Here is a 19,880-nt window from a genome sequence, read left to right as displayed (position 1 = left end):
TTTATCATTCCGCTGTTTTTCTGGGTTTCTTCGGTTTCTTATGCTGCTGATGTAGTGGACGGGGATTCCCTCTTTCACAGGGGCGTTTTAATTCTTTATTGCGTGGTTCTCCCATTGGCGTTGTGGCTGCATCCTAAGTTGAAGGAAAAGGCGATAGGCGCAATCGCTATTGTCTTTACCCTGTGTCTTTTTACCCCTTTGGCCGCGCTGAGTAACGTCCATGCTTTTCCCTTGGCGTATTGCGTTTTTCTCATTGGGGCGCATTCCCCGAAGCGCATGCGCCGTGTATGGATTGCCTGGATAGGCGTAGGCACCCTTTTCTCTGTGTGGGCACAGCATTTTGGAAACCTTATCTTTAGTGATATTGATTTTGGGCTCGAGGGAGCACAGATTGATCCCCTAGTGTCCTTAGCCTCCGTCGTCATCATCGCGTGGCCGGTCATGGGCTTTTTCTTCCTGCTTGGCACCAATGACCGCAAAAAGCGCGAGGACCAGCAGCTTCTGATTGAACGTGCGGAGATGGCCGGCGCGGTAGAGCGCAACCGCATCGCCCGCGAGATGCATGACATCGTGGCGCATAACTTGGCGGGCGTTATCGCTCTTGCCGACGGCGCCCGGTTCGCCGCCGCCAAAAATCCCGCAGCTGCCACAGAAGCCTTGGAAACCATCGCCTCTACCTCCCGCGATTCCCTCAAGCAGATGCGCGGATTGCTCTCTGTGCTGCGAGATGGAGATTCCCGCGCCGATACCAAGGCGCCCGGCGCGAGTGATATCGCAGGACTCATCTCGGAAGCCCGCCGCAGCGGTTTCGATATCACCGTGCACGGGCTGGAGGACCTGCCGACCGAAAGCGACGAGCTCTATCAGTTCACCGTCTACCGCGTGGTGCAAGAAATTTTGACCAATATGCTCAAGCATTCCCGCGATAAAAGGGGAGTTCTGCGCTTCCGCTCTACTGGAAGCGGCCTAGTATTGAGCGCCGATAACCCGGCCGCACGCACGCCGGACAATCACGAGCCCGGTTACGGGCTCATCGGGATGAGCGAGCGCGTTAGGGCCTATGGCGGCAGCGTTGCTACCCGCACAGAGGACGGACACTTCTTTATCACCGTGGAGGTACCCAATGACTAACCCTGAGCAACCAGCAAGATCGCATGCCGCTCCCATCCGCATTGGCCTAGTAGATGACCAGCCCCTCGTGCGCGCCGGGTTCGCCATGCTCCTTGGCTCCCAAGAGGATTTAGACGTTGCCTGGCAGGCATCCGATGGCGATGAAGTCCTCGACCTCGCCCGCGCGCAGCCTGCCGATATCGTGCTCATGGATGTCCAGATGGCGCGCGTCAACGGCATCGCCGCCACCGAAAGGTTGCTGCCGGAATTCCCAGACACCCAGGTCATTATGCTTACCACCTTCGATGACCAGAACTTTGTCCACGGCGCCATTTCCGCCGGGGCTTCCGGATTCCTGCTCAAAGACGTCGAACCGGAGGAACTCCTCGCCGCCATTCGCACCGTACATTCCGGCGAGGCCGTCCTTTCACCGCGCATTACCGCACAGGTACTGCAGCAATTGCGCAGCGAGCAGTCCGCGTCACAGCCCGATTCACATGCCACCCCCGTTGCGGCAGCAGCTACCGCCCCTCCGGCTGAAGATATCACGCCACGCGAGCTGGACGTCCTCAAGCTCATGGCACTGGGGTATTCGAATACCGAAATCGCGGAATGCGAGTTTGTCTCCATGGCCACGGTCAAGACCCACGTACGCCATATCTTGACGAAAACCGGCTCGCGCGACCGCGTGCATGCTGTGCTCTACGCCCTTACTCATGGCGTGGTCTCGGTGGAGGAGCTGCTGTCTCATCCCTAGGTATGACCTGCCAAATCACTCCCAAGGATGGTTACTTCGTGCCGGTCAGGCGGCACGATGGAAACCATGCTCAAAGTTTCACACCTTTCCAAGAAATTCCGTTCCTTTAAAGCAGTAGATGACCTCTCCTTTGAGGTCCCAGACGGTCAAGTCACCGGCTTCCTCGGTCCGAATGGTTCTGGTAAATCCACCACCATGCGCATGTGCGTGGGGTTGGAGAATCCGACTTCCGGCACCGCGACTTTCGATGGCACGTCCTTCCGCGGGCTGTCCAATCCCGCTACCACGGTAGGCACCTTGTTGGACGCCAACTGGTTTCATCCGGGCCGCAGCGCCCGTGCTCACTTGGGCTACATGGCCGCGTTGCAGGGCGTATCCATGAACCATGTGGATGACACCCTGGACCGCGTCGGCCTTACCCAGGTAGCCACCAAGCGAGTGGGCGGCTATTCGCTAGGCATGAAGCAGCGCCTGGGCCTTGCTTGTGCGCTCATCGGCGAGCCGAAGCACTTGCTTCTTGACGAACCCGTCAACGGCCTCGACCCCGAAGGTGTGCACTGGATGCGTGCCCGTATCCGCGAATTTGCTGAGGCTGGTTGCTCCGTGCTGGTTTCCTCCCACCTGCTTTCGGAAATGCAGCTCACCGCAGACCGCCTCGTGGTCATCGGCAAGGGCAAGCTGCTGGGTGAGGGCACCATGGATGAATTCGTTAACGGAACTGGAGGCGCAAGCCTTGAAGTCATCGTTGACCAGCCCGATGAGCTCCTGCGCCTGTTGCACGGCACCGATGCGGAGACCTCCTTTGACGGTGAGATCCTGCGCGTGCGCGGCCTAGAAGGCTCTGACATTGGCCGAATCTGCCTGGATAACCGCATTCTCATCTCCAGCTTGGAACGCAAGCAGCCCTCCCTGGAAGAGGCCTACCTTGGCGCGACCGCCGACCACGTGGCCTACCGCTCCGCCTAAACACACAACCCCACCTTAAGGACAGATTTCTATGAATACTGTGGTTTCAGAATCCCGCAAACTCTTTTCCCTGCGCTCTACCTGGGTCTACCTCGCCATCGTGGCACTCGGTATGGCCGCCGGCGGCGTGCTCATGGCTTGGGGCTATGACTTTAACGGCAGCGTGGATGGCAAATTTCAATCTAGTGATGTCTTAGCAGCTAGTGACCTCGCCATGGTGGTGATGATCTTTGCCTCTGCGATGATGGTCGGAGGTGACCTGGGAAAGGGAACTGTTGCTTGGTCTTATCTTTCATCTAACCGCCGCGTTGGCATAGTGCTCAGCCAATTCTTAGTCATCCTGGTATCACTCTTGCTTGCGGCCACACTGGGTATAGCTGTGGGAACTTTGCTGATTGCGGCATTCGGCGGCGATATTGACTTCACAAGCTTTTATGAGTGGCCGGACTGCAACCGAGTGGTGTTTGCTTACCTGGAATGGACCGGATTTAGCCTGCTGGCTATGGGGCTGGCTTTTCTCTTGCGTAGCGGCACATTTGCCGCAATGATCCTCGTGGTGGAATTCTTTGTCGTAGAAACTGCGCTTATGGCATTTGATACCTCTTGGGCAGAAGCGATATTGGGCTGCCTGCCCTTCGCCAATATGCAGACCTTGGTCCTGGGTAGCGATTCGGGCCCCTTGGACCATTCCCGTGGCGTATCGGCTTTGATTCTGGGCATCACGCTGGCAGTCTGCGTCGGCGGTGCGTGCGTAGTATCCCGCCGCCGGTCCGTCGCCAAATAGCACCCAGAACTAGCTACGCTGGTGGGCATGAGTGATGCACTTTTTGCCCGCATAGAACCCATCCAGACCATGCGGGATGGCACGGTCAAGCAGGTCAACCCGTTCTCCGGGACCGAGGTGTGGACCGTGCCGGGCCGGGGCAACCGCCCCTTGTCCACACCGGTGGCTAACCCGCAGCCGTTGCACGAAGAAGACTTCACCCACCGCTGCGCCTTTTGCTCAGGTCGCATGACTGATACCCCGCCGGAAAAGGCCCGCATCCTGCCTTCCGGCGGGATTGTGCGTGGCTTGCCTTTGAGCGAATACAGCCACACCGTGCCGGCCTTTCGCCGCATCCCCAATCTGTTTGAAATCGTCTCCTATGCCTACTGGCACGCTAACTACGGCTTCGACATGGATGCTGAGACCCGACAGCGCATGGACAACTACCTTGCCGATCCTGCCGGCCGGGAACATGTGCTCAATATCGTGCGCACGAAGCGAAAGGCAGCGCACCTGCCTGAGGCAAGCGAAGAAGAACTTATAGAACAGGCGGCGGGCTTCTTCGCAGGAGGCCACGACGTCATCGTGGCCGGCCGCCATTTTGAGCGCGGTGCACAGGATGATTCGCACGTGGTATCTTCCGGCACCCTAAGCGCCGAAGAGCACCTGCTTTTTATGCAGCTGACTATCGATGCCATGCGGGACCTCTACGAGCGCAACCGCTACGCACCCTATGTGGTGGCCTTCCAAAACTGGCTGCAGCCAGCCGGCGCCTCCTTTGAGCACTTGCACAAGCAACTCGTTGCCATCGATGACCGCGGCATGGCTTCCCACCGGGAGGTACAGATGCTGCGCAGCAATATGAACATGTACAACGAGTGGGCGGTGGACTATGCCGCTAGCCGCAACCTCATCGTCGCGGAAAATGACCATGCCGTTCTCTTCGCCGGCTTTGGGCACCGCTATCCCACCTTGGAGGTCTACTCCAAGTCCGCGACCTGTGAGCCGTGGCGGCAGTCAGAAGAGGAAATCCGCGCCATGAGCGACCTTGTTCACGCCGCCCACGCCGCAGTAGGCCGCGAGGTGCCCTGCAATGAGGAGTGGCACCACAAGCCTGCCGACGTCGACGTCGCTCAGCCATGGCGCATCCTCATCAAGCTCCGCATTTCCACCCTTGCCGGATTCGAAGGCGGCACCAAAATTTACCTCAACACCATCTCGCCCTGGGATCTGCGCGATAGGGTAGTAAGCCAGCTTTATCCCCTGCGCGAGTCCGGGCATGTTGCCCGCTCGGTCCGCGTGGCTACCGAATGTTCGGTACAGCGCAACAGCCTGCTGTATAACCCACAGCTGCGCTAGACAAGCTGTGCTGAGTAGTTTGCGGTGGGCTTAGCGCTTGACGACGAGCGTGAGCTCACTCGACCCAGGCCCCGGCTCCTCAACTGTCATACCCGCGGCGCGCGCAATGGCGGCAACGTCGGCGGCGCAATAGGCGTCAGCAGGCGAGAGCGCTAACTCGCGGGCTAAAAGGCCCTTGTAGTGCTTATTGAAGTGGCTGACCACCTTGCGCGATCCATCGTCCTGCACGCTTTCCACCCGTACCGTTACCGCATCCTTTACGCGGCCGAGCTGCTGGTAGGTGCCCGAGCGCAGATCCACAAGAAGCTCGTCTACCCCCTCGAGCGCCTGCGTGATCTGTGTGCCCCAGCGTGACTTCATGGTGCGGCCGCCTAGCTTCGAGCCTCCCGAAAGTCGGTAATGCGGAATGGGGTCGCCGGCGCGGAGGACGCCAAAGAGGGCGTCGCCAATAGCAAGGCGATCCCACGTGGGCAGGGAAGGGGCATCCAAGGCATCAAAAAGCACGCCGGTATAGCGCAACACGGCTGGCATGGTGGGGGTGGTGAAAAGCCCCTGGTTGGATTCGGCCTCACCGCGCAGCTTTTCCGAAAGCTTGAGTACCTCCATGGCCTCGTCTACCGGAAGAGACTGCAGTTCAGCAGCAATTTCTTGCCGGGTGGCATGCAATTGCGGAAAGGACAGCTGGCTGAAGTCAAGGGGCTGTCCCGTACCGCCATGAGCTTTAGTTTCTGAAGGAGGGAGGATAATGAGCATATATACAGGGTAGCGGGGTATATTTTGGTGCATGATTACCCGCCTTTCTGAACTATTTCTCCGTACCCTTCGTGAGGACCCCGCCGATGCCGAGGTTCCTAGCCACAAGCTGCTCGTACGCGCCGGTTATGTACGCCGCGTCGCGCCGGGCGTATATACCTGGCTGCCGTTAGGGCTGCGCACCCTGCGCAAGATTGAAGATGTAGTCCGTCAGGAAATGGACGCCATTGGCGGCCAGGAAATGCTATTTCCTGCCCTGCTGCCGCGCGAGCCTTATGAAAAGACCAACCGCTGGGTGGAATACGGCGATAACCTCTTCCGCCTGAAGGACCGCAAGAACGCAGATATGCTGCTTGGCCCTACCCACGAGGAAATGTTTGCCAGCGCGGTCAAGGATATGTATTCCTCCTATAAGGATTTTCCGGTCACGCTGTACCAGATTCAGACCAAGTACCGCGATGAGGAGCGCCCTCGCGCTGGTGTGCTGCGTGGCCGCGAATTCACGATGAAGGATTCCTACTCCTTCGACATGACCGACGAGGGCTTGGACGAGTCCTACGGCCGCCACCGCAAGGCGTATCAGAATATCTTCAACCGTCTAGAGATTGACTACGCCATCTGTAAGGCCACCTCTGGTGCCATGGGAGGCTCCGCCTCCGAGGAATTCCTCGCCGTCTCTGAGGTGGGCGAGGATACTTTTGTGCGTTCCACCGAGGGTGACTACGCAGCCAACGTCGAGGCCGTGGTGACCCCAGCACCGGCGGAGAAGGATATTGAGGGCCAGCCGGAGGCACAGGAGTATGACACCCCGGGAGCAGAGACCATTGAGAAGCTGGTCGAATGGGCCCAGGGCGCAGGCCTTACTGTCGACGGCCGCGAGGCCACCGCTGCAGATACCCTCAAGTGCATGATGGTCAAGCTCTTCCACCCGGCCGCGGAGAGCGAAGAGCGCGAGTCGGAGTTGGCGGCCGTTCTCATCCCTGGCGATCGCGAGCTGGATGAAAAGCGCCTTGAGGCCGCACTCGAGCCGGTGGAGTTTGAGTTGGCCGGGGACAAGGACTTTGCTGACAATGCCTTCTTGGTCAAGGGGTATGTTGGCCCGCGCGCCTTGAACGCCAATGGCATCAAGGTCTTGGCCGATCCGCGCGTGGTCAAGGGTACGGCGTGGATTACCGGCGCCGATGCGAGCGAGCGCCACGTGGTTGACTGCGTGGCCGGCCGCGATTTCACCGTGGATGAGTTCATTGAGGCCGCAGAGGTTAAAGAAGGCGACCTGGCTCCTGATAACCAAGGCACCTTGACCTTGGAGCGCGGCATTGAGCTCGGCCATATCTTCCAGCTGGGCCGCAAATACACCGAGGCCTTTGACGTGCAAATCTTGGATGAGAACGGCAAGCGTGCCGTTCCTACCATGGGGTCCTATGGCATTGGTATTACCCGCATGCTGGCCGTCCTGGCCGAGCAGCGCCATGACGACAAGGGCCTCAATTGGCCGGTTGCCATCGCGCCTTACCAAGTGCACGTGGCCGTGGCTAACAAAGACGCCGCCGCCATGGAGGCCGGCGACAAGCTGGTAGAGGAGCTCTCTGCCAAGGGGCTCGAGGTGCTTTTCGATGACCGTCCAAAGGTCTCCCCAGGTGTGAAGTTCAAGGATGCAGAGCTCCTTGGCATGCCCTTCGTGGCCATCTTGGGCCGTGCCTTCAAGGAAGGGAAAATCGAGTTGCGCATCCGCGGTGGTGAGACCCTCGAGGTTCCAGCCGAGGACATCGTGGACAAGATCCTCGAGCTCGTGCGTGGTTAAATAAGACCAACCTCTGCGCGGCGGGGTACCGTGGAAGGCATGAACTTTCAAAAGAATGGGCTTTCCACCGTGCTTTCAGCAATGGGCGTACTGCACTTTGTGAAGGCGAAGACTTTCGAATCCATTGTTCCGCCGCAACTGCCAGGCCCTGCGCGCTTCTATAACTTTGCTTCGGGCCTGTGGGAGATTGCCACCGGTGCTTTGCTTCGCCGCCGCGCCACCCGCGGCTTCGGCGGTGCTTCCGCACTCGCACTCTTTGCTGCGGTGTGGCCGGCTAATATGTACCACGCTTGGATTGAGCGTAAGGCAGGGTGGCCAAAGAAGCTCTACCACATCATCCGCCAGCCGCTACAAGTGCTGTTGATGGTGTATGCCTGGAACATCGCCAAGCACGAGGCCTAAATTCACCATGGCTGCATGCTAGCCATTTATAGGAAGCACAAAACCGGCCTCCTCCCCATCCCGCGAAACCCCGCGGAGTAAGGGAGGAGGCCGGCTTCGTGTTAAATGCCGGGGCTAGGAACTAGCCGGCGACGGGGCCGCCGCAGTTGGGCCAGGCGCCAGCACCCTGGGTGGCTAGGACGCTTTCGGCCACGGCAATCTGCTGCTCGCGGGTTGCCTGGTCAGCGGTCGGGGCGTACTGGGTACCGCCATTGGCGGCCCAGGTCTGCGGGTTGAACTGCAGGCCGCCCTGGTAACCATTTCCGGTATTGATGTGCCAATCGCCGCCGGACTCGCAGGCGGCTACCTGGTCCCAGGCGCTAGCCGGTGCGGCGGTAGCAGCAGGCGCGGCCAAGCCAGCAAGGCCGAGAGCTGCGGCGGAAACGGTCAACATGGTCTTCTTAGAACGCATTGAGAGGAAACTCCTTCTCTTTGTGTCTGTTTAGCTTGCGGAATCTCCTGCAAGCTCATGGTGACCCAACCTACGCACGCTAGAGGAACCGAGGCAATGCATAGCGTCGTAGAGGTAGCTGTCATTTCGCTGGCCCATTGCCAGGGGATGGACAGGTGGGGCTGGCTGGGGCGGCTGTGGTCTAGCGCATGCCGTGGGACTCCGCCGCGATGCCAATGAGCCAAGTAACCCATTCCTGATCTGGGGACTCTTCTTGCGCTGCACCCGTAGCGGCCGCGGACCACTTGCGGCCGTCGTGGTCGGCAAGGCCATCGATAAAGGCCAGGGCGGAAGCGGAATCGTGGGGCAGTTCTTGCTCTCCGGAGGTATAAGCCGGCTCCGGCTGCGGCGTGTTGCCGTAGCGGGCTAGTGCGTCCTGGAGGGCGTCGATGCGGCGATGATGAACGGCTAGGCGATGATCCACCTTGTCCTCGTGTTCGGGGCCAACGTAGGCGCGGGCGAAATCTAGGCCGTATACCTGCTCATACTCCCAACTCAAGAGATCAGCAGCGCTCTTTTGCTCCGGTTGGGAAAGCTCGGGGATATCGGGGGCATCGCCAGGCAGCCAAGCATTGAGCGCGATGGCCTGCTCGGTAACTAGGGTGCGCGATTCGACGGTGACTTCATCGGCCGCCTCTGTTGTTGCGGAGGCGGCATTTTCCATAATTTCGCCAGAGTCTGCGGCGTGATTGGCCTCGGTAGGACGCTCTACCTCGCAGGAGCGTGGGGGATTGCCAGCATCATCCGTGCCACATAGCCGTGTAATTTCGGCATAAAGGGCGTCCGCCTGGGAGTTGCGCAGCCCTGCGGCATGGTCATCGACGCCGCTGAGGGACAAGGCGTCGGTGGCGGCGGCGTCGGCAAGCGCCAGTAGCCTGCTTTCTGGCCGCGGGCCAAAATAGTCGACGACGGAATCAACCGCTTGGCACCCAGCCAAGGCGGGCAGGGTGGCGGTTGTGGCTACGAGGGTTAAAGCTATTCGTCGGCGGTTCACGCAAAAGACTGTACCCCGTAGCACGTAGGCTAGTGCACATGGCTTTCCCAGATGCACAACAATTGACCGATCTCCTACAACCCAAACTGGCTGAGCGGGGATTGGACGTAGAAGACATTAAAACCACCAAGGCGGGAAAGAAATCCCAGGTCATTATCCGTATTGACGGCGATAAGCGTCCTAGCTCCGATGTGTTGGAGGAAGTATCCAACGAGATTTCTGCCTTCTTTGATGACAAGGAAGCGCAAGGAGAGCTGAACTTCGGCGCAGGCTATACCTTGGAGGTCTCCACCCCCGGCGTGGACTTGCCGTTAACCGCCCCGCGCCACTGGCGCCGCAATCGGGGGCGCAAGGTCTCCTTTGACCTTGGCGATGGCAAGACTCACTCGGCGCGCATTGGCGCGCTTAACGACGCCGCCGATGCCGTAATTCTCATCACGGCAAGCAAAAAGGACGTGCAGGCGCGCGCCGAACGATTGGAAAACATTGCCCGGGCAGTGGTAGAAATTGAGTTTGCACAGCCGTCCGAACAAGAGTTAGAGGCAGTGCGCAAGACGTTTGAAGAAGCCGAGAATTAACCGGCAACCGAGAGGAATGACAAGTGAATATTGATCTACAGGCACTTCGTACCATCGAGTCCGAGCGCAACGTCCCCGTAAAGGACTTGCTGGAAGCGATTGCGGGTGCCTTGTTGTATTCCTACCTGGATTACCGCGAGTCTAATGCTGGCGGCAAGGTAGAAGGCGCCAAGTCCCGCGTCGATATCGACGCCACCACCGGTGCGGTCAGCGTCATTGTCTCGGAGCGGGACCCAGAAACTGGGGAAGTAACCACCGAATATGATGACACCCCGGAAAACTTTGGACGTGTGGGCGCGCAGGCCGTGCGCGAGGCCATCCTGCGCAAGCTGCGCGAGGCCGAGGCAGAGCGCACCTACGATTCCTATTCGGAGCTTACCGGTCGCGTTGTCAGCGGCATCGTCCAGCGTGATGCGCGCGCTAATGCCCGCGGCATCGTCGTGGTCCAGCTGGGCTCTGAGCTGGAGTCCCAAGACGGCATCTTGTTGCCGGCCGAGCAGATTCCGGGAGAAAAGCTCGAGCATGGTGACCGCATTAAGGCCTATGTCGTAGGCGTTAACCGCAACGGCGCCCAAGTACAGATCAATCTCTCCCGCACCCACCCGGAGCTGGTGCGTGGCCTTTTCGAGCTCGAAGTTCCAGAAGTTGCTGATGGCGCCGTAGAAATGATTGCCATCGCCCGCGAGGCGGGACACCGCTCCAAGGTGGCCGTTGTGGGCCATGCCAAGGGCCTGAACGCTAAGGGAGCCTGCATCGGCCCGCGCGGTCAGCGCGTCAACAACATCATGCGCCAGCTCGGCGGTGAGAAGATTGACATCATCGACTTCAGCGAGGATCCAACGGTCTACGTGGGTAACGCATTGGCTCCCTCGAAGGTGGTCAAGGTCACCGTTGTAGACAATGAGGCGCAAATCGCGCGCGTGGTGGTGCCGGATTACCAGCTGTCCCTGGCTATTGGTAAAGAGGGGCAGAATGCCCGTCTAGCTGCCCGTTTGACCGGTTGGAAGATCGATATTCACTCGGACGCTGACGCTAATTAAGGATCTGCGCTTTTGTAGCGTAGGCTAGTAAACGGCCCAGTTGCAGATTGGGGCATATTGGCGACGCGAAAAGTAAGGAGTTGAATGTCTGAGAGACTAAGACTCCGGACCTGCATCGCTACTCGCCGCCGCCTGCCAGATACGGACTTGCTACGGGTGGTCATTGACCACGATGATCCGCACGGCCGCCGTCTGGTAGCAGATCCACACCGCCGGCTTCCCGGCCGCGGGGCGTGGATTAGCCCCACTCTTTCTGCACTCGAGCTAGCGGAGCGCAAACGCGCTTTCAAGCGCGCGCTTCGCACGTCCGCACCCGTGGACACAGGTCAGGTACGGCAGTACTTGGAAGCGCATAGCGGACAGGTACCTAGCGCGGAAAACGCCGCGTTGGATTCGTACGAACCAGAGTTACAAAGGAAGACCGAACACTGATGAGCGCACAACGATGAAGCATCAGCGATGAAAGTCCTACACACCTAACTAGGGGTCAGGCCAGTTTCCGCGGCCTTGACTCCTAGTCGATACCAAGAGGAGACAAGTGCCCGGAAAGCTACGTGTTCACGAGCTCGCAAAGCAGCTCGGAGTAACCAGCAAGGAACTGCTCGCCACCCTGAAAGAACAGGGTGAGTTTGTAAAGACTGCTTCTTCCACCATCGAACCGCCGGTGGTTAAGAAGATGCGAGCTCATTATGAAGCACAGTCCGGCGGCGATGACGCCGCCGAAAAGAAGCAAGACAATAAGCCTGCCAAGGGTGCCGCTAAGAGCACCGCAAAGGCGAGCGCCCCTAAGCCGGGTGCGAAGCCCGCTGCCCCCAAGCCGGGCGCAGAGGCGCCAAAGCCAGGCGCGAAGGCCGCTGCACCGAAGCCTGGCCAGGGCGCACCGAAGCCGGGACAGGGTGCTGCTGCTAAGCCCGGCGCAAAGCCAGCTGCCCCGAAGCCGGGTGCTCAGGCCCCGAAGCCTGGTGCTAAGCCTGCTGCACCGAAGCCTGGCCAGGGCGCACCGAAGCCAGACCAGGCTGGCGGCAAGAAGTCGGGCGAGCGCCCGACCCCAGGCAATTCCATGCCTCGTCCAATGCCGAAGCCAGGCGGTTCCCGTCGCGTAGCCAATAACCCGTTCTCCACGGGTGGCGGCGACAACCGTCCGGGCCCCCGCCCAGGCGGTTCCAAGGGTCAGCGTGGCGGCAATAAGCCAGGCGATAACCGCGGTAAGCGCGGTGGCCAGAACGAGGGCGGAAATAACCGCCAGGGTGGCAATAACCAGGGTGGCGGCGGTCGTCGTCCATCCCCGGCCATGATGCCGTCCCACCCGAACCCTGCGTCGATGCCGTCTAAGGCACCGAGCGGCGGTGGACGTGGTGGTCGCGGTCGCGGCGGTCGCGGCGGTCCGGGTCACGGTGGCCCAGGTGGTGGCCGTCCAGGCGGTTTCCGCGGAGGCGGACGCGGCGGACGCCGCGGCGGCACCGCGGGTGCATTCGGCCGTCCAGGTGGCGCTCCACGTAAAGGCAAGAAGTCCAAGCGTCAGAAGCGCCATGAGTACGAGGAGCAGCAAAAGCATGTCGTAGGCGGCGTGCGCTTGCCAGATGGCAAGGGCCAGACCGTCCGCCTGCGTCGTGGCGCATCCCTGTCTGACTTCGCCGAGAAGATCGGCGCGGATCCAGCAGCACTGGTGCAGGCACTGTTCAACCTCGGTGAAATGGTGACGGCAACCGCTTCCGTATCGGAAGATACGCTGCAGCTGCTTGGCTCCGAGATCAACTACAACGTTGAGGTCGTCTCGCCTGAGGACGAGGATCGCGAGCTGCTCGAGTCCTTCGACCTGAAGTTCGGCGAGGACGAAGGCGGCGAGGAAGCACTGGAGAATCGTCCTCCAGTCGTCTCCGTTATGGGTCACGTTGACCACGGTAAGACCCGGCTGTTGGACGCCATCCGTAAGACCAACGAGGGCGCCCGCGAGGAAGGCGGCATCACCCAGGGCATTGGTGCCTACCAAACCACGGTGGACGTGGACGGCGAGCGCACCATCACCTTCCTGGATACCCCGGGCCACGAGGCCTTTACCGCCATGCGTGCCCGTGGTGCTAAGTCCACCGACTTGGCCATCCTCGTGGTTGCCGCCGATGACGGCGTCATGCCACAGACCGTGGAGGCCATCAACCACGCTAAGGCTGCCGATATTCCGGTCGTCGTGGCTGTGAACAAGGTGGATAAGCCGGAAGCTCAGCCGGATAAGATCCGTGGCCAGCTCACCGAGTACGGCCTGGTTCCGGAAGAGTACGGCGGTGACACCATGTTCGTGGATATCTCCGCGAAGCAGGGCAAGAACATTGACCAGTTGCTTGAGTCGGTCATCTTGACCGCGGATGCCGCCTTGGAGCTGACCGCTAACCCAGACATGGACGCACAGGGCGTGGCCATTGAGTCGCACCTGGATCGCGGCCGTGGTCCGGTGGCAACGGTCATCATTCAGCGCGGTACCTTGCACGTGGGTGACTCCATCGTCGTCGGTGATGCGCACGGTCGTGTCCGCCGCATGCTCGATGAGTTTGGCGAAGATGTCGAAGAGGCTGGCCCATCCCGTCCGGTGCAGGTCCAGGGTCTGTCCGGTGTGCCGGGTGCAGGCGATAACCTGCTCGTGGTGGAAGACGACCGCGTTGCCCGCCAGATTGCTAACCAGCGTGATGCTCGCAAGCGCTCTGCCCTGCAGGCCAAGCAGCGCAAGCGCGTCTCCCTGGAGGATCTGGACAAGGTATTGCAGGAGACTTCGACCCTCAACCTCATCCTCAAGGGCGACAACGCCGGTTCCGTCGAGGCACTGGAAGATGCCCTGCTGGATATCAAGACCGAGGACGAAGTTGAGCTCAACATCATCGACCGTGGTGTCGGTGCTGTGACCGAGACCAACGTATCTCTCGCAGCGGCTTCCGACGCCGTCATTATTGCCTTCAACACCCGTGCGGAAGGCAAGGCGACGGAGATGGCCACCCAAGAGGGCGTGGATATTCGCTACTACACGATCATCTACAAGGCCATCGAAGAGGTCGAGGCTGCGCTCAAGGGCATGCTCAAGCCGATTTACGAGGAACGCGACACCGGTGCGGCCGAAATCCGCGCCCTGTTCAAGTCCTCCGCGGTGGGTACCATCGCCGGCTGCATGGTCACCGAGGGCAAGGTTGTCCGCAACGGCAAGGTTCGCCTGCTGCGCGATAACAACGTCATCACTGCCGATGCCAAGATTGAGTCCCTGCGTCACGAAAAGGACGACGCAACCGAGATCAAGGCCGGCTACGAGTGCGGTATGGTGCTCTCTTACCCGGATATCCAGGTAGGCGACATCATCCAGGCCTACGAAGAGGTCGAGGTTCCGCGCGACTAAGAGTCGCCGTCTCAAGGCCCGCTTCCGCTCCCGCCGTCCCCACTGCATGTGCTGCCAGCACACAGTAGGGAAGGCCCGGGGAGATGGGGAAGCGGGCCTTGTGCTATTCCTGCGTCTGTGAGTCGAGGGCGCCGTGGGTACCGCTGCCTACAGGCGCTGCCGCGACGGGTTTTCATTGTCCGCGATTCGGCACTAAACTGGTGGTTTCTTCTACCGGTTGGCGGTAATTTTAGAGATAGATTCTTTTTGAGCTGGGAGGTTCACATGGTCGATCACGCACGCGCAGCGCGCATGGCCAAGCGCATTCAGGAAATCGTGGCAAGCGCCATCGAACGCCAGATTAAGGATCGCCGCCTCGAGTTGGTGACCATTACGGATACTCGAGTGACGGGCGACCTGCACGATGCCACCGTTTTTTATACCGTGCGCGGAAAAGACATTGACTCCGAGCCAGACTTCGCACAAGCAGAAGAAGCCCTCAAGCGCGCTAAAGGTCAGCTGCGCAAGATTGTGGGCGATCAACTCTCGGTGCGGTTTACCCCGACGCTAACCTTCGAGGTCGATACCGTTCCGGAGACCTCTGCTCATATGGAAGAACTCCTGGCCCGTGCTCGCGCCCGCGATGAAGAACTGGCAAAGCTGAAGGAAAACGCCCAGCCGGCAGGGGATGCGAACCCGTATAAGACCTCCGATGAAGACGAGGCTTAAGTGACCAAGAAGCAATACGAGCCGGCAGTTGCCGCTTTGCACGATGCTCACAGCATCTGCATTGTGACGCACCTGCGGCCGGATGCCGATGCCATCGGCTCTGCTGCGGCGTTGCTGCTCGCACTGCGTCAACGGGGCAAAGACGTGTGCGCCGTTGTGGGGCAGGAGCGGGAAATTTCCCATAACCTTTACACCATTCCTGCCGCCGACGACGTCACCACTAGTCTTAAGCTGCCGGAAGGCTATGACCTCTACGTCACCGTTGATTGTGGTTCTTTGGACCGAACGGGGTTCTTTGCGGATCGGATTGAACAGCTAGCCCAGCAGGGCCGGGTTCTGTGCATTGACCATCATTCTTCTAACCCAGGGTTTGGTGCCGTCAATGTGGTGGACACTGAATGTGAATCCACCACCGTGGTATTGCTGAGAATCCTGGATTCACTGGAGATTCAGATTGACCGTCATATTGCGCACTGCTTATATGCCGGTTTGATGACCGATACTGGCAGCTTCCGCTGGGGTAGGCCGGCTATGCACGATATTGCCACCCGCCTCATGCACTACGATCTTGATACCAAGCAGATCGCAGCTGACCTTTTAGATTCCACCACTCCGGACGATCTTCAGATGATCGGTAGGGTATTGGCCGGTTTGCGCCTCGAAGAAGCAGGGGAGCACACCCTAGGCATTCTCGTCGCGCGGCTGGAAGATATCCAGGGACACTCCGATTCGGCTGTCGAATCACTAGTGGAGTTCGTTCGCGCGCTTGAAGGAACCACCGTCGGCGTAGTGTTTAAGGAACAAGCTCCGGAGGTTTGGGCGGTTTCTTTGCGTTCTTCTCGCATTGATTGTTCTTCGGTGGCGCTAACCTTCGGCGGCGGCGGGCATGTACCGGCCGCGGGCTATACCGCCCACGGGGCTCCGGAAGAGATTATTAAGGAATTGGTGGCCGCTATCCAATGAGAAATAGGCAGACGGATGGAATGAACGCTCAGGATCGCTCCACCGCCGGCACGGTAACCGCACGCGAGGTCTTTGGCCTCGCGTTTCCCGCGCTTGGCGTACTTGCGGCCATGCCGCTCTACCTTTTGCTAGATACCGCGGTTGTCGGTCGTCTTGGTGCCCAAGAGCTCGCCTCGCTTGCTGCAGCCACCACAATTCACTCCGTGGTGACGACGCAGTTGACTTTCTTGTCCTACGGCACGACCGCTCGCTCTGCTCGGCTCTTTGGCTCCGGCAAGCGCGAAGCTGCGGTTGCTGAAGGCGTGCAAGCCACCTATGTGGCTCTAGGAGTAGGCGGGCTGCTCGCGGTAATCATGTGGATTTTCGGCGGAGTATTTGCCCGTGCTCTCACTGGTGATCCCACTACAGCCGCCGGGACGGCCTTGTGGTTGCGTATCGCAGCTCTGGCTATTCCCGTTACTCTGGTGGAGATGGCCGGAAACGGCTGGATGCGTGGTGTCCAAGATACAAAGAAGCCACTGTACTTTACTTTGTCGGGCATGATTCCCGGCGCTATTGCGGTGCCCATCTTCGTTCATTTCTGGGGGCTGGCAGGCTCGGCCATTGCCACGGTATTAGGCATGAGCATTATTGCTGCGCTATTCGTCCGCGAATTGCACAAGGAACATACTGGCTCCTGGCAATTTCAGTGGCATGTGGTACGCGAACAGCTCATCTTAGGCCGCGATCTTATTTTGCGTTCGGCTAGCTTCCAGGTGGCCTTTCTTACCGCCACGGCTGTGGTTTCCCGCGTTGGTACCGCTTCCTTGGCCGGTCACCAGATCATGATGCAGCTGTGGAACTTCATGTCCCTCATCTTGGATTCGTTAGCCATTGCCGCGCAATCATTGACTGGTGCTGCACTAGGTGCTGGCTCTGCGCGGCACGCACGAAGTGTGGGCAGCAAGGTGGCGTTGTACTCTACGATTTTCTCTGGCCTCTTGGCTGTCGTATTTGCTGCTGGTGCAGGGGTTATTCCGCGCATCTTCACTTCCGCTCCGGAAGTGCTCGATGCCATCTCCCAGCCGTGGTGGATCCTGGTAGCCATGGTTATCGGCGGTGGCGTGGTCTTCGCCTTCGATGGTGTCTTGCTGGGCGCGGGCGATGCTGCGTTCCTGCGCACGCTGACCATTTCTTCGGTCTTGGTGGGATTTTTGCCGGGCGTTATCTTGGCGCACTTCATGGGTACAGGCTTAACCGGCGTGTGGTGTGGCCTCGCCGCTTTCATTGCTTTCCGCATGGTGGGTGTGGTCTACCGGTTCCGTTCGATGAAATGGGCCGTAGTACAGGGGCGCTAGCTGCGCTAAAGTAGGCGTGTTCATACTCTTGCGTGGTGCTCGGCTCCGCGCAGCGCGCAGATCCTAGGAAGGCGGGTGAGAAACCTATGCCAACAGTGTGGGCGGTTTCTGACCTGCATGGAGCGGTCAAAACCAATAGCGAGCGCATTGATCAGCTCTCCCCACCCGATCCCGCAGATTGGCTCATCGTGGCCGGGGACGTTGCAGAACGCACCGATCTCATTATTCGTATTTTGCGCCAGCTCAATGATCGCTATGCCAGGGTCATCTGGGTGCCGGGTAACCATGAGCTATTCTCCCGCTCCCAGGACCGGTATCAAGGCCGAGAAAAGTATGCGCACCTGGTGGAAAGGTGCAGGGAAATTGGAGTTATTACTCCCGAAGACCCGTATCCGGTATTCCACGGGACCACCATCGTTCCGTTATTTACTTTGTATGATTACAGTTTCCGTCCGCATGGCCTTACCGTGGACGAAGCTATTGACGCGGCGCGCGCAAAACAACTGATGATGACCGATGAGTTCGCCATCGCCCCCTTTGTAGACGTGCGGGCGTGGTGCTGGGACAGGTTGGCCTATTCCATCAAGCGCCTTTCCCGAGTCCATGGTCCTACCGTGTTGGTTAACCATTGGCCGTTGGTCCAAGAGCCGACAATGTTATTGCGCTTTCCTGAAATTGCCTTGTGGTGCGGAACCAGGCATACGCGGTCGTGGCCGCGGCGCTATAACGCGCAGTCCGTCATCTATGGGCACCTGCATATGCCGTCTCGCATGAATGTGGACGGCGTTGACCACATCGAAACGTCATTGGGGTATCCGCGTGAATGGCAGGGGCGTGAGAACGCCCAGGCGTGGCCCTATCCGGTACTGCGTTCCTTTGTAGAGGAGGGGACACGATGATGTATCCAGAGCTATTTCCAGAAAGTGCGCGCTATTGCTACGTACGCACGGACTCTAGCTATACGGATTTGGCCAATTTTGAAGAACTCGCGGCCGAAGAAAAGTCTCTGGTTTCCCAGGCAGTTGATGTACGCAAGGCAGAATTCGGAGATGCTCGGTGGTGTGCGCACCGAGCCTTGCAGGAATTGGGGGCCAGCCCGGCGACGCCGATTCTGCGCGGCGAGCGCGGCATGCCGCTGTGGCCCGAGGGTTTTGTAGGCTCGATGACGCATACCGAGGGCATGCGGGCTGCGGTGGTTGCCCCTGCCTCAGCCTTAAAATCCGTAGGCCTGGATGCAGAACCCGCCGAACCGCTGCCGGATCATGTGCTCACCATGATTGCCCGAGCGGGGGAGATGCCGCAGCTTTTGCGGCTTCGTGAGGCGGGGATTACCTGCCCGGACCGATTGCTTTTTTGTGCCAAGGAGGCCACATATAAGTCGTGGTTTCCCATGACCTTTCGCTGGCTGGATTTTGACCAAGCAGAAATTGACCTGCGCGAGGATGGCACGCTTATTTCCTATATTTTAGCTAGGCCCACACCGGTGCCTTTTATCACTGGGCGCTGGGTAATTCGAGATGGCTACGTTATCGTCTCCACCTCGGTTCCGGCTTTAGACTTTAGCCACTAAAGGGTAGAGGGCCGTGCCACAAATACGGTGGCTAGGCGCTTGCCTTTTTCTTTAATGAGCGCCACGGCTTGGCCATTAGGGGCCACAGCAGCGTGGACGCCCTTGAGTCCGCGGGGCTCAAGCCACTTGCCCATGGCGAGGGCGGCTGCCTCCTCCTCCGTGACGGAAAGGACGGGGAAGCAGCGAGCCAAGGCCTCATCCAAGTTGAGGGAAAGGCGAGGGGAATCGGCAAGGGCGTCGAGCGAGAGGGCGTCGGCAAGCGCAAAAGGGCCCACCTTAGTGCGACGCAAGGCGGTCAGGTGTCCGCCCACCTGCAGGGCCTCGCCCAGATCGCGGGCCAGGGAGCGAATATAGGTACCGGAAGAACAATCCACCGTGACGTCTAGATCGATGTAGTCGCCCTCGCAGCGCTCTGCCAGAACGTCAAACCTATCTACCGTTACTGGGCGGGCGGGAATGTCTACCTCCTGGCCCTCGCGTACTAGCTCATGGGCGCGGCGGCCGTTAATTTTAATAGCGGATACGGCCGCGGGCTTTTGCATAATATCGCCGGTGAGCTTGGCAATCTCTGCCTCGATTGCGGTGCGGTCAATGGCCGCAGCGCTAGCGCCCCAGCAGTGTTCTCCTTCGGCGTCATCGGTTGTGGTGGCGGCGCCGAGGCGAATGGTGGCGTCGTAGGACTTAGTGGAGGCAACCATGTGGGCCAAGAACTTGGTGCCACGCTCCAAGCCAAGGACAAGCACGCCGGTGGCCATGGGGTCAAGAGTGCCGGCGTGGCCTACCTTCTTGGTGTGAAAGTACCTGCGTAGGCGGCCGACAACATCGTGGGAGGTCATGCCGGCGGGTTTGTCTACGATGACGAGTCCGGAGTTTGCGAGCGCATCAGTCATAGCCTCTAAGTCTATGCTCTACG

The 19,880-nt window shown here is 59.5% G+C and carries 20 protein-coding genes; 16 read left to right on the top strand and 4 right to left on the bottom strand.

Features of this window, described 5'->3' with window-relative positions:
* The first annotated feature begins 102 nt into the window (after nucleotides 1–102).
* The 5 genes from QP971_RS07025 (at nucleotide 103) to QP971_RS07005 (ending at nucleotide 4,958) form a co-directional block, all read left to right on the top strand.
* Nucleotides 103–1,131: a sensor histidine kinase gene (locus tag QP971_RS07025; protein WP_284839642.1), complete on the top strand. Its 1,029-nt coding sequence runs from the start codon at nucleotides 103–105 to the stop codon at nucleotides 1,129–1,131.
* Nucleotides 1,124–1,867, top strand: coding sequence for a response regulator (locus QP971_RS07020; RefSeq protein WP_284811182.1), 744 nt, complete (start codon nucleotides 1,124–1,126; stop codon nucleotides 1,865–1,867). Before QP971_RS07025 ends, QP971_RS07020 begins: the two co-directional genes overlap by 8 nt.
* 66 nt (nucleotides 1,868–1,933) lie before the next feature.
* A complete protein-coding gene (locus tag QP971_RS07015; RefSeq protein ID WP_239273085.1) occupies nucleotides 1,934–2,833 on the top strand; it encodes an ABC transporter ATP-binding protein in 900 nt (299 codons plus the stop codon).
* 31 nt (nucleotides 2,834–2,864) lie between these two features.
* Entirely contained in the window at nucleotides 2,865–3,617 is a 753-nt protein-coding gene (locus QP971_RS07010) for an ABC transporter permease (RefSeq protein WP_239273084.1), read from the top strand.
* A 27-nt stretch (nucleotides 3,618–3,644) separates the two neighbouring features.
* Nucleotides 3,645–4,958, top strand: coding sequence for a DUF4921 family protein (locus tag QP971_RS07005; protein WP_284811181.1), 1,314 nt, complete (start codon nucleotides 3,645–3,647; stop codon nucleotides 4,956–4,958).
* Nucleotides 4,959–4,988: 30 nt separating this feature from the next.
* On the opposite strand, the gene yaaA is transcribed toward QP971_RS07005, so the two are convergent.
* Nucleotides 4,989–5,711, bottom strand: coding sequence for a peroxide stress protein YaaA (gene yaaA / locus QP971_RS07000; RefSeq protein ID WP_239273082.1), 723 nt, complete (start codon nucleotides 5,709–5,711; stop codon nucleotides 4,989–4,991).
* Nucleotides 5,712–5,742: 31 nt separating this feature from the next.
* On the opposite strand from yaaA, the gene QP971_RS06995 reads away from it, so the two are divergent.
* Together QP971_RS06995 and QP971_RS06990 are read left to right on the top strand one after the other, a co-directional pair.
* Nucleotides 5,743–7,512, top strand: coding sequence for a proline--tRNA ligase (locus QP971_RS06995; RefSeq protein ID WP_239273081.1), 1,770 nt, complete (start codon nucleotides 5,743–5,745; stop codon nucleotides 7,510–7,512).
* Between the two features lie 39 nt (nucleotides 7,513–7,551).
* The gene (locus QP971_RS06990) at nucleotides 7,552–7,914 is read left to right on the top strand and encodes a DoxX family protein (RefSeq protein ID WP_239273080.1); all 363 of its coding nucleotides are present in this window, start codon (nucleotides 7,552–7,554) and stop codon (nucleotides 7,912–7,914) included.
* A 121-nt stretch (nucleotides 7,915–8,035) separates the two neighbouring features.
* Here QP971_RS06990 and QP971_RS06985 read toward each other — a convergent pair whose 3' ends face one another.
* A complete protein-coding gene (locus QP971_RS06985) occupies nucleotides 8,036–8,365 on the bottom strand; it encodes a transglycosylase family protein (RefSeq protein ID WP_049377454.1) in 330 nt (109 codons plus the stop codon).
* A gap of 181 nt (nucleotides 8,366–8,546) precedes the next feature.
* Nucleotides 8,547–9,398 (bottom strand): DUF4439 domain-containing protein, encoded by an 852-nt coding sequence (locus QP971_RS06980; RefSeq protein WP_284811180.1) that lies wholly within the window; start codon nucleotides 9,396–9,398, stop codon nucleotides 8,547–8,549.
* A 38-nt stretch (nucleotides 9,399–9,436) separates the two neighbouring features.
* Between QP971_RS06980 and rimP the strand changes: the two genes are divergently transcribed.
* From rimP to QP971_RS06935, 9 genes are all read left to right on the top strand, one after another.
* The gene (gene rimP / locus QP971_RS06975) at nucleotides 9,437–9,976 is read left to right on the top strand and encodes a ribosome maturation factor RimP (RefSeq protein ID WP_239273077.1); all 540 of its coding nucleotides are present in this window, start codon (nucleotides 9,437–9,439) and stop codon (nucleotides 9,974–9,976) included.
* 23 nt (nucleotides 9,977–9,999) lie between these two features.
* Nucleotides 10,000–11,016: a transcription termination factor NusA gene (nusA, locus tag QP971_RS06970; protein WP_239273076.1), complete on the top strand. Its 1,017-nt coding sequence runs from the start codon at nucleotides 10,000–10,002 to the stop codon at nucleotides 11,014–11,016.
* A gap of 84 nt (nucleotides 11,017–11,100) precedes the next feature.
* Entirely contained in the window at nucleotides 11,101–11,448 is a 348-nt protein-coding gene (locus QP971_RS06965) for a YlxR family protein (RefSeq protein ID WP_239273075.1), read from the top strand.
* Nucleotides 11,449–11,554: 106 nt separating this feature from the next.
* A complete protein-coding gene (infB, locus tag QP971_RS06960) occupies nucleotides 11,555–14,389 on the top strand; it encodes a translation initiation factor IF-2 (protein WP_269953074.1) in 2,835 nt (944 codons plus the stop codon).
* 264 nt (nucleotides 14,390–14,653) lie between these two features.
* Nucleotides 14,654–15,097 (top strand): 30S ribosome-binding factor RbfA, encoded by a 444-nt coding sequence (rbfA, locus tag QP971_RS06955; protein ID WP_239273073.1) that lies wholly within the window; start codon nucleotides 14,654–14,656, stop codon nucleotides 15,095–15,097.
* The gene (locus QP971_RS06950) at nucleotides 15,098–16,060 is read left to right on the top strand and encodes a DHH family phosphoesterase (protein WP_284811179.1); all 963 of its coding nucleotides are present in this window, start codon (nucleotides 15,098–15,100) and stop codon (nucleotides 16,058–16,060) included.
* Nucleotides 16,061–16,080: 20 nt separating this feature from the next.
* Nucleotides 16,081–17,397 carry an MATE family efflux transporter gene (locus QP971_RS06945; RefSeq protein ID WP_284811178.1) on the top strand — a complete coding sequence of 439 codons (1,317 nt, stop codon included), beginning with the start codon at nucleotides 16,081–16,083 and terminating at the stop codon, nucleotides 17,395–17,397.
* Between the two features lie 86 nt (nucleotides 17,398–17,483).
* Entirely contained in the window at nucleotides 17,484–18,296 is an 813-nt protein-coding gene (locus QP971_RS06940; RefSeq protein ID WP_284811177.1) for a metallophosphoesterase family protein, read from the top strand.
* A complete protein-coding gene (locus QP971_RS06935) occupies nucleotides 18,293–18,967 on the top strand; it encodes a 4'-phosphopantetheinyl transferase family protein (protein ID WP_284786934.1) in 675 nt (224 codons plus the stop codon). Before QP971_RS06940 ends, QP971_RS06935 begins: the two co-directional genes overlap by 4 nt.
* Here QP971_RS06935 and truB read toward each other — a convergent pair.
* Nucleotides 18,964–19,857 (bottom strand): tRNA pseudouridine(55) synthase TruB, encoded by an 894-nt coding sequence (gene truB, locus QP971_RS06930; RefSeq protein ID WP_284811176.1) that lies wholly within the window; start codon nucleotides 19,855–19,857, stop codon nucleotides 18,964–18,966. The two genes, QP971_RS06935 and truB, sit on opposite strands and share 4 nt — an antisense overlap.
* Nucleotides 19,858–19,880 lie beyond the last annotated feature (23 nt).

It is taken from the genome of Corynebacterium marquesiae (genome assembly GCF_030229635.1).
Classification (GTDB): Bacteria; Actinomycetota; Actinomycetes; order Mycobacteriales; family Mycobacteriaceae; genus Corynebacterium; species Corynebacterium marquesiae.
Note: the sequence above shows the minus strand (reverse complement) of the source record. Positions and strands in the feature narration are given on the sequence as shown.

Coding starts and splice junctions, on each gene's coding strand:
- QP971_RS07020 (WP_284811182.1), top strand. CDS start 1,124: ATGACTAACCCTGAGCAACCAGCAAGATCGCATGCCGCTCCCATCCGC.
- QP971_RS07015 (WP_239273085.1), top strand. CDS start 1,934: ATGCTCAAAGTTTCACACCTTTCCAAGAAATTCCGTTCCTTTAAAGCA.
- QP971_RS07010 (WP_239273084.1), top strand. CDS start 2,865: ATGAATACTGTGGTTTCAGAATCCCGCAAACTCTTTTCCCTGCGCTCT.
- QP971_RS07005 (WP_284811181.1), top strand. CDS start 3,645: ATGAGTGATGCACTTTTTGCCCGCATAGAACCCATCCAGACCATGCGG.
- yaaA (WP_239273082.1), bottom strand. CDS start 5,711: ATGCTCATTATCCTCCCTCCTTCAGAAACTAAAGCTCATGGCGGTACG.
- QP971_RS06995 (WP_239273081.1), top strand. CDS start 5,743: ATGATTACCCGCCTTTCTGAACTATTTCTCCGTACCCTTCGTGAGGAC.
- QP971_RS06990 (WP_239273080.1), top strand. CDS start 7,552: ATGAACTTTCAAAAGAATGGGCTTTCCACCGTGCTTTCAGCAATGGGC.
- QP971_RS06985 (WP_049377454.1), bottom strand. CDS start 8,365: ATGCGTTCTAAGAAGACCATGTTGACCGTTTCCGCCGCAGCTCTCGGC.
- rimP (WP_239273077.1), top strand. CDS start 9,437: ATGGCTTTCCCAGATGCACAACAATTGACCGATCTCCTACAACCCAAA.
- QP971_RS06965 (WP_239273075.1), top strand. CDS start 11,101: ATGTCTGAGAGACTAAGACTCCGGACCTGCATCGCTACTCGCCGCCGC.
- rbfA (WP_239273073.1), top strand. CDS start 14,654: ATGGTCGATCACGCACGCGCAGCGCGCATGGCCAAGCGCATTCAGGAA.
- QP971_RS06945 (WP_284811178.1), top strand. CDS start 16,081: ATGAACGCTCAGGATCGCTCCACCGCCGGCACGGTAACCGCACGCGAG.
- QP971_RS06940 (WP_284811177.1), top strand. CDS start 17,484: ATGCCAACAGTGTGGGCGGTTTCTGACCTGCATGGAGCGGTCAAAACC.
- QP971_RS06935 (WP_284786934.1), top strand. CDS start 18,293: ATGATGTATCCAGAGCTATTTCCAGAAAGTGCGCGCTATTGCTACGTA.
- truB (WP_284811176.1), bottom strand. CDS start 19,857: ATGACTGATGCGCTCGCAAACTCCGGACTCGTCATCGTAGACAAACCC.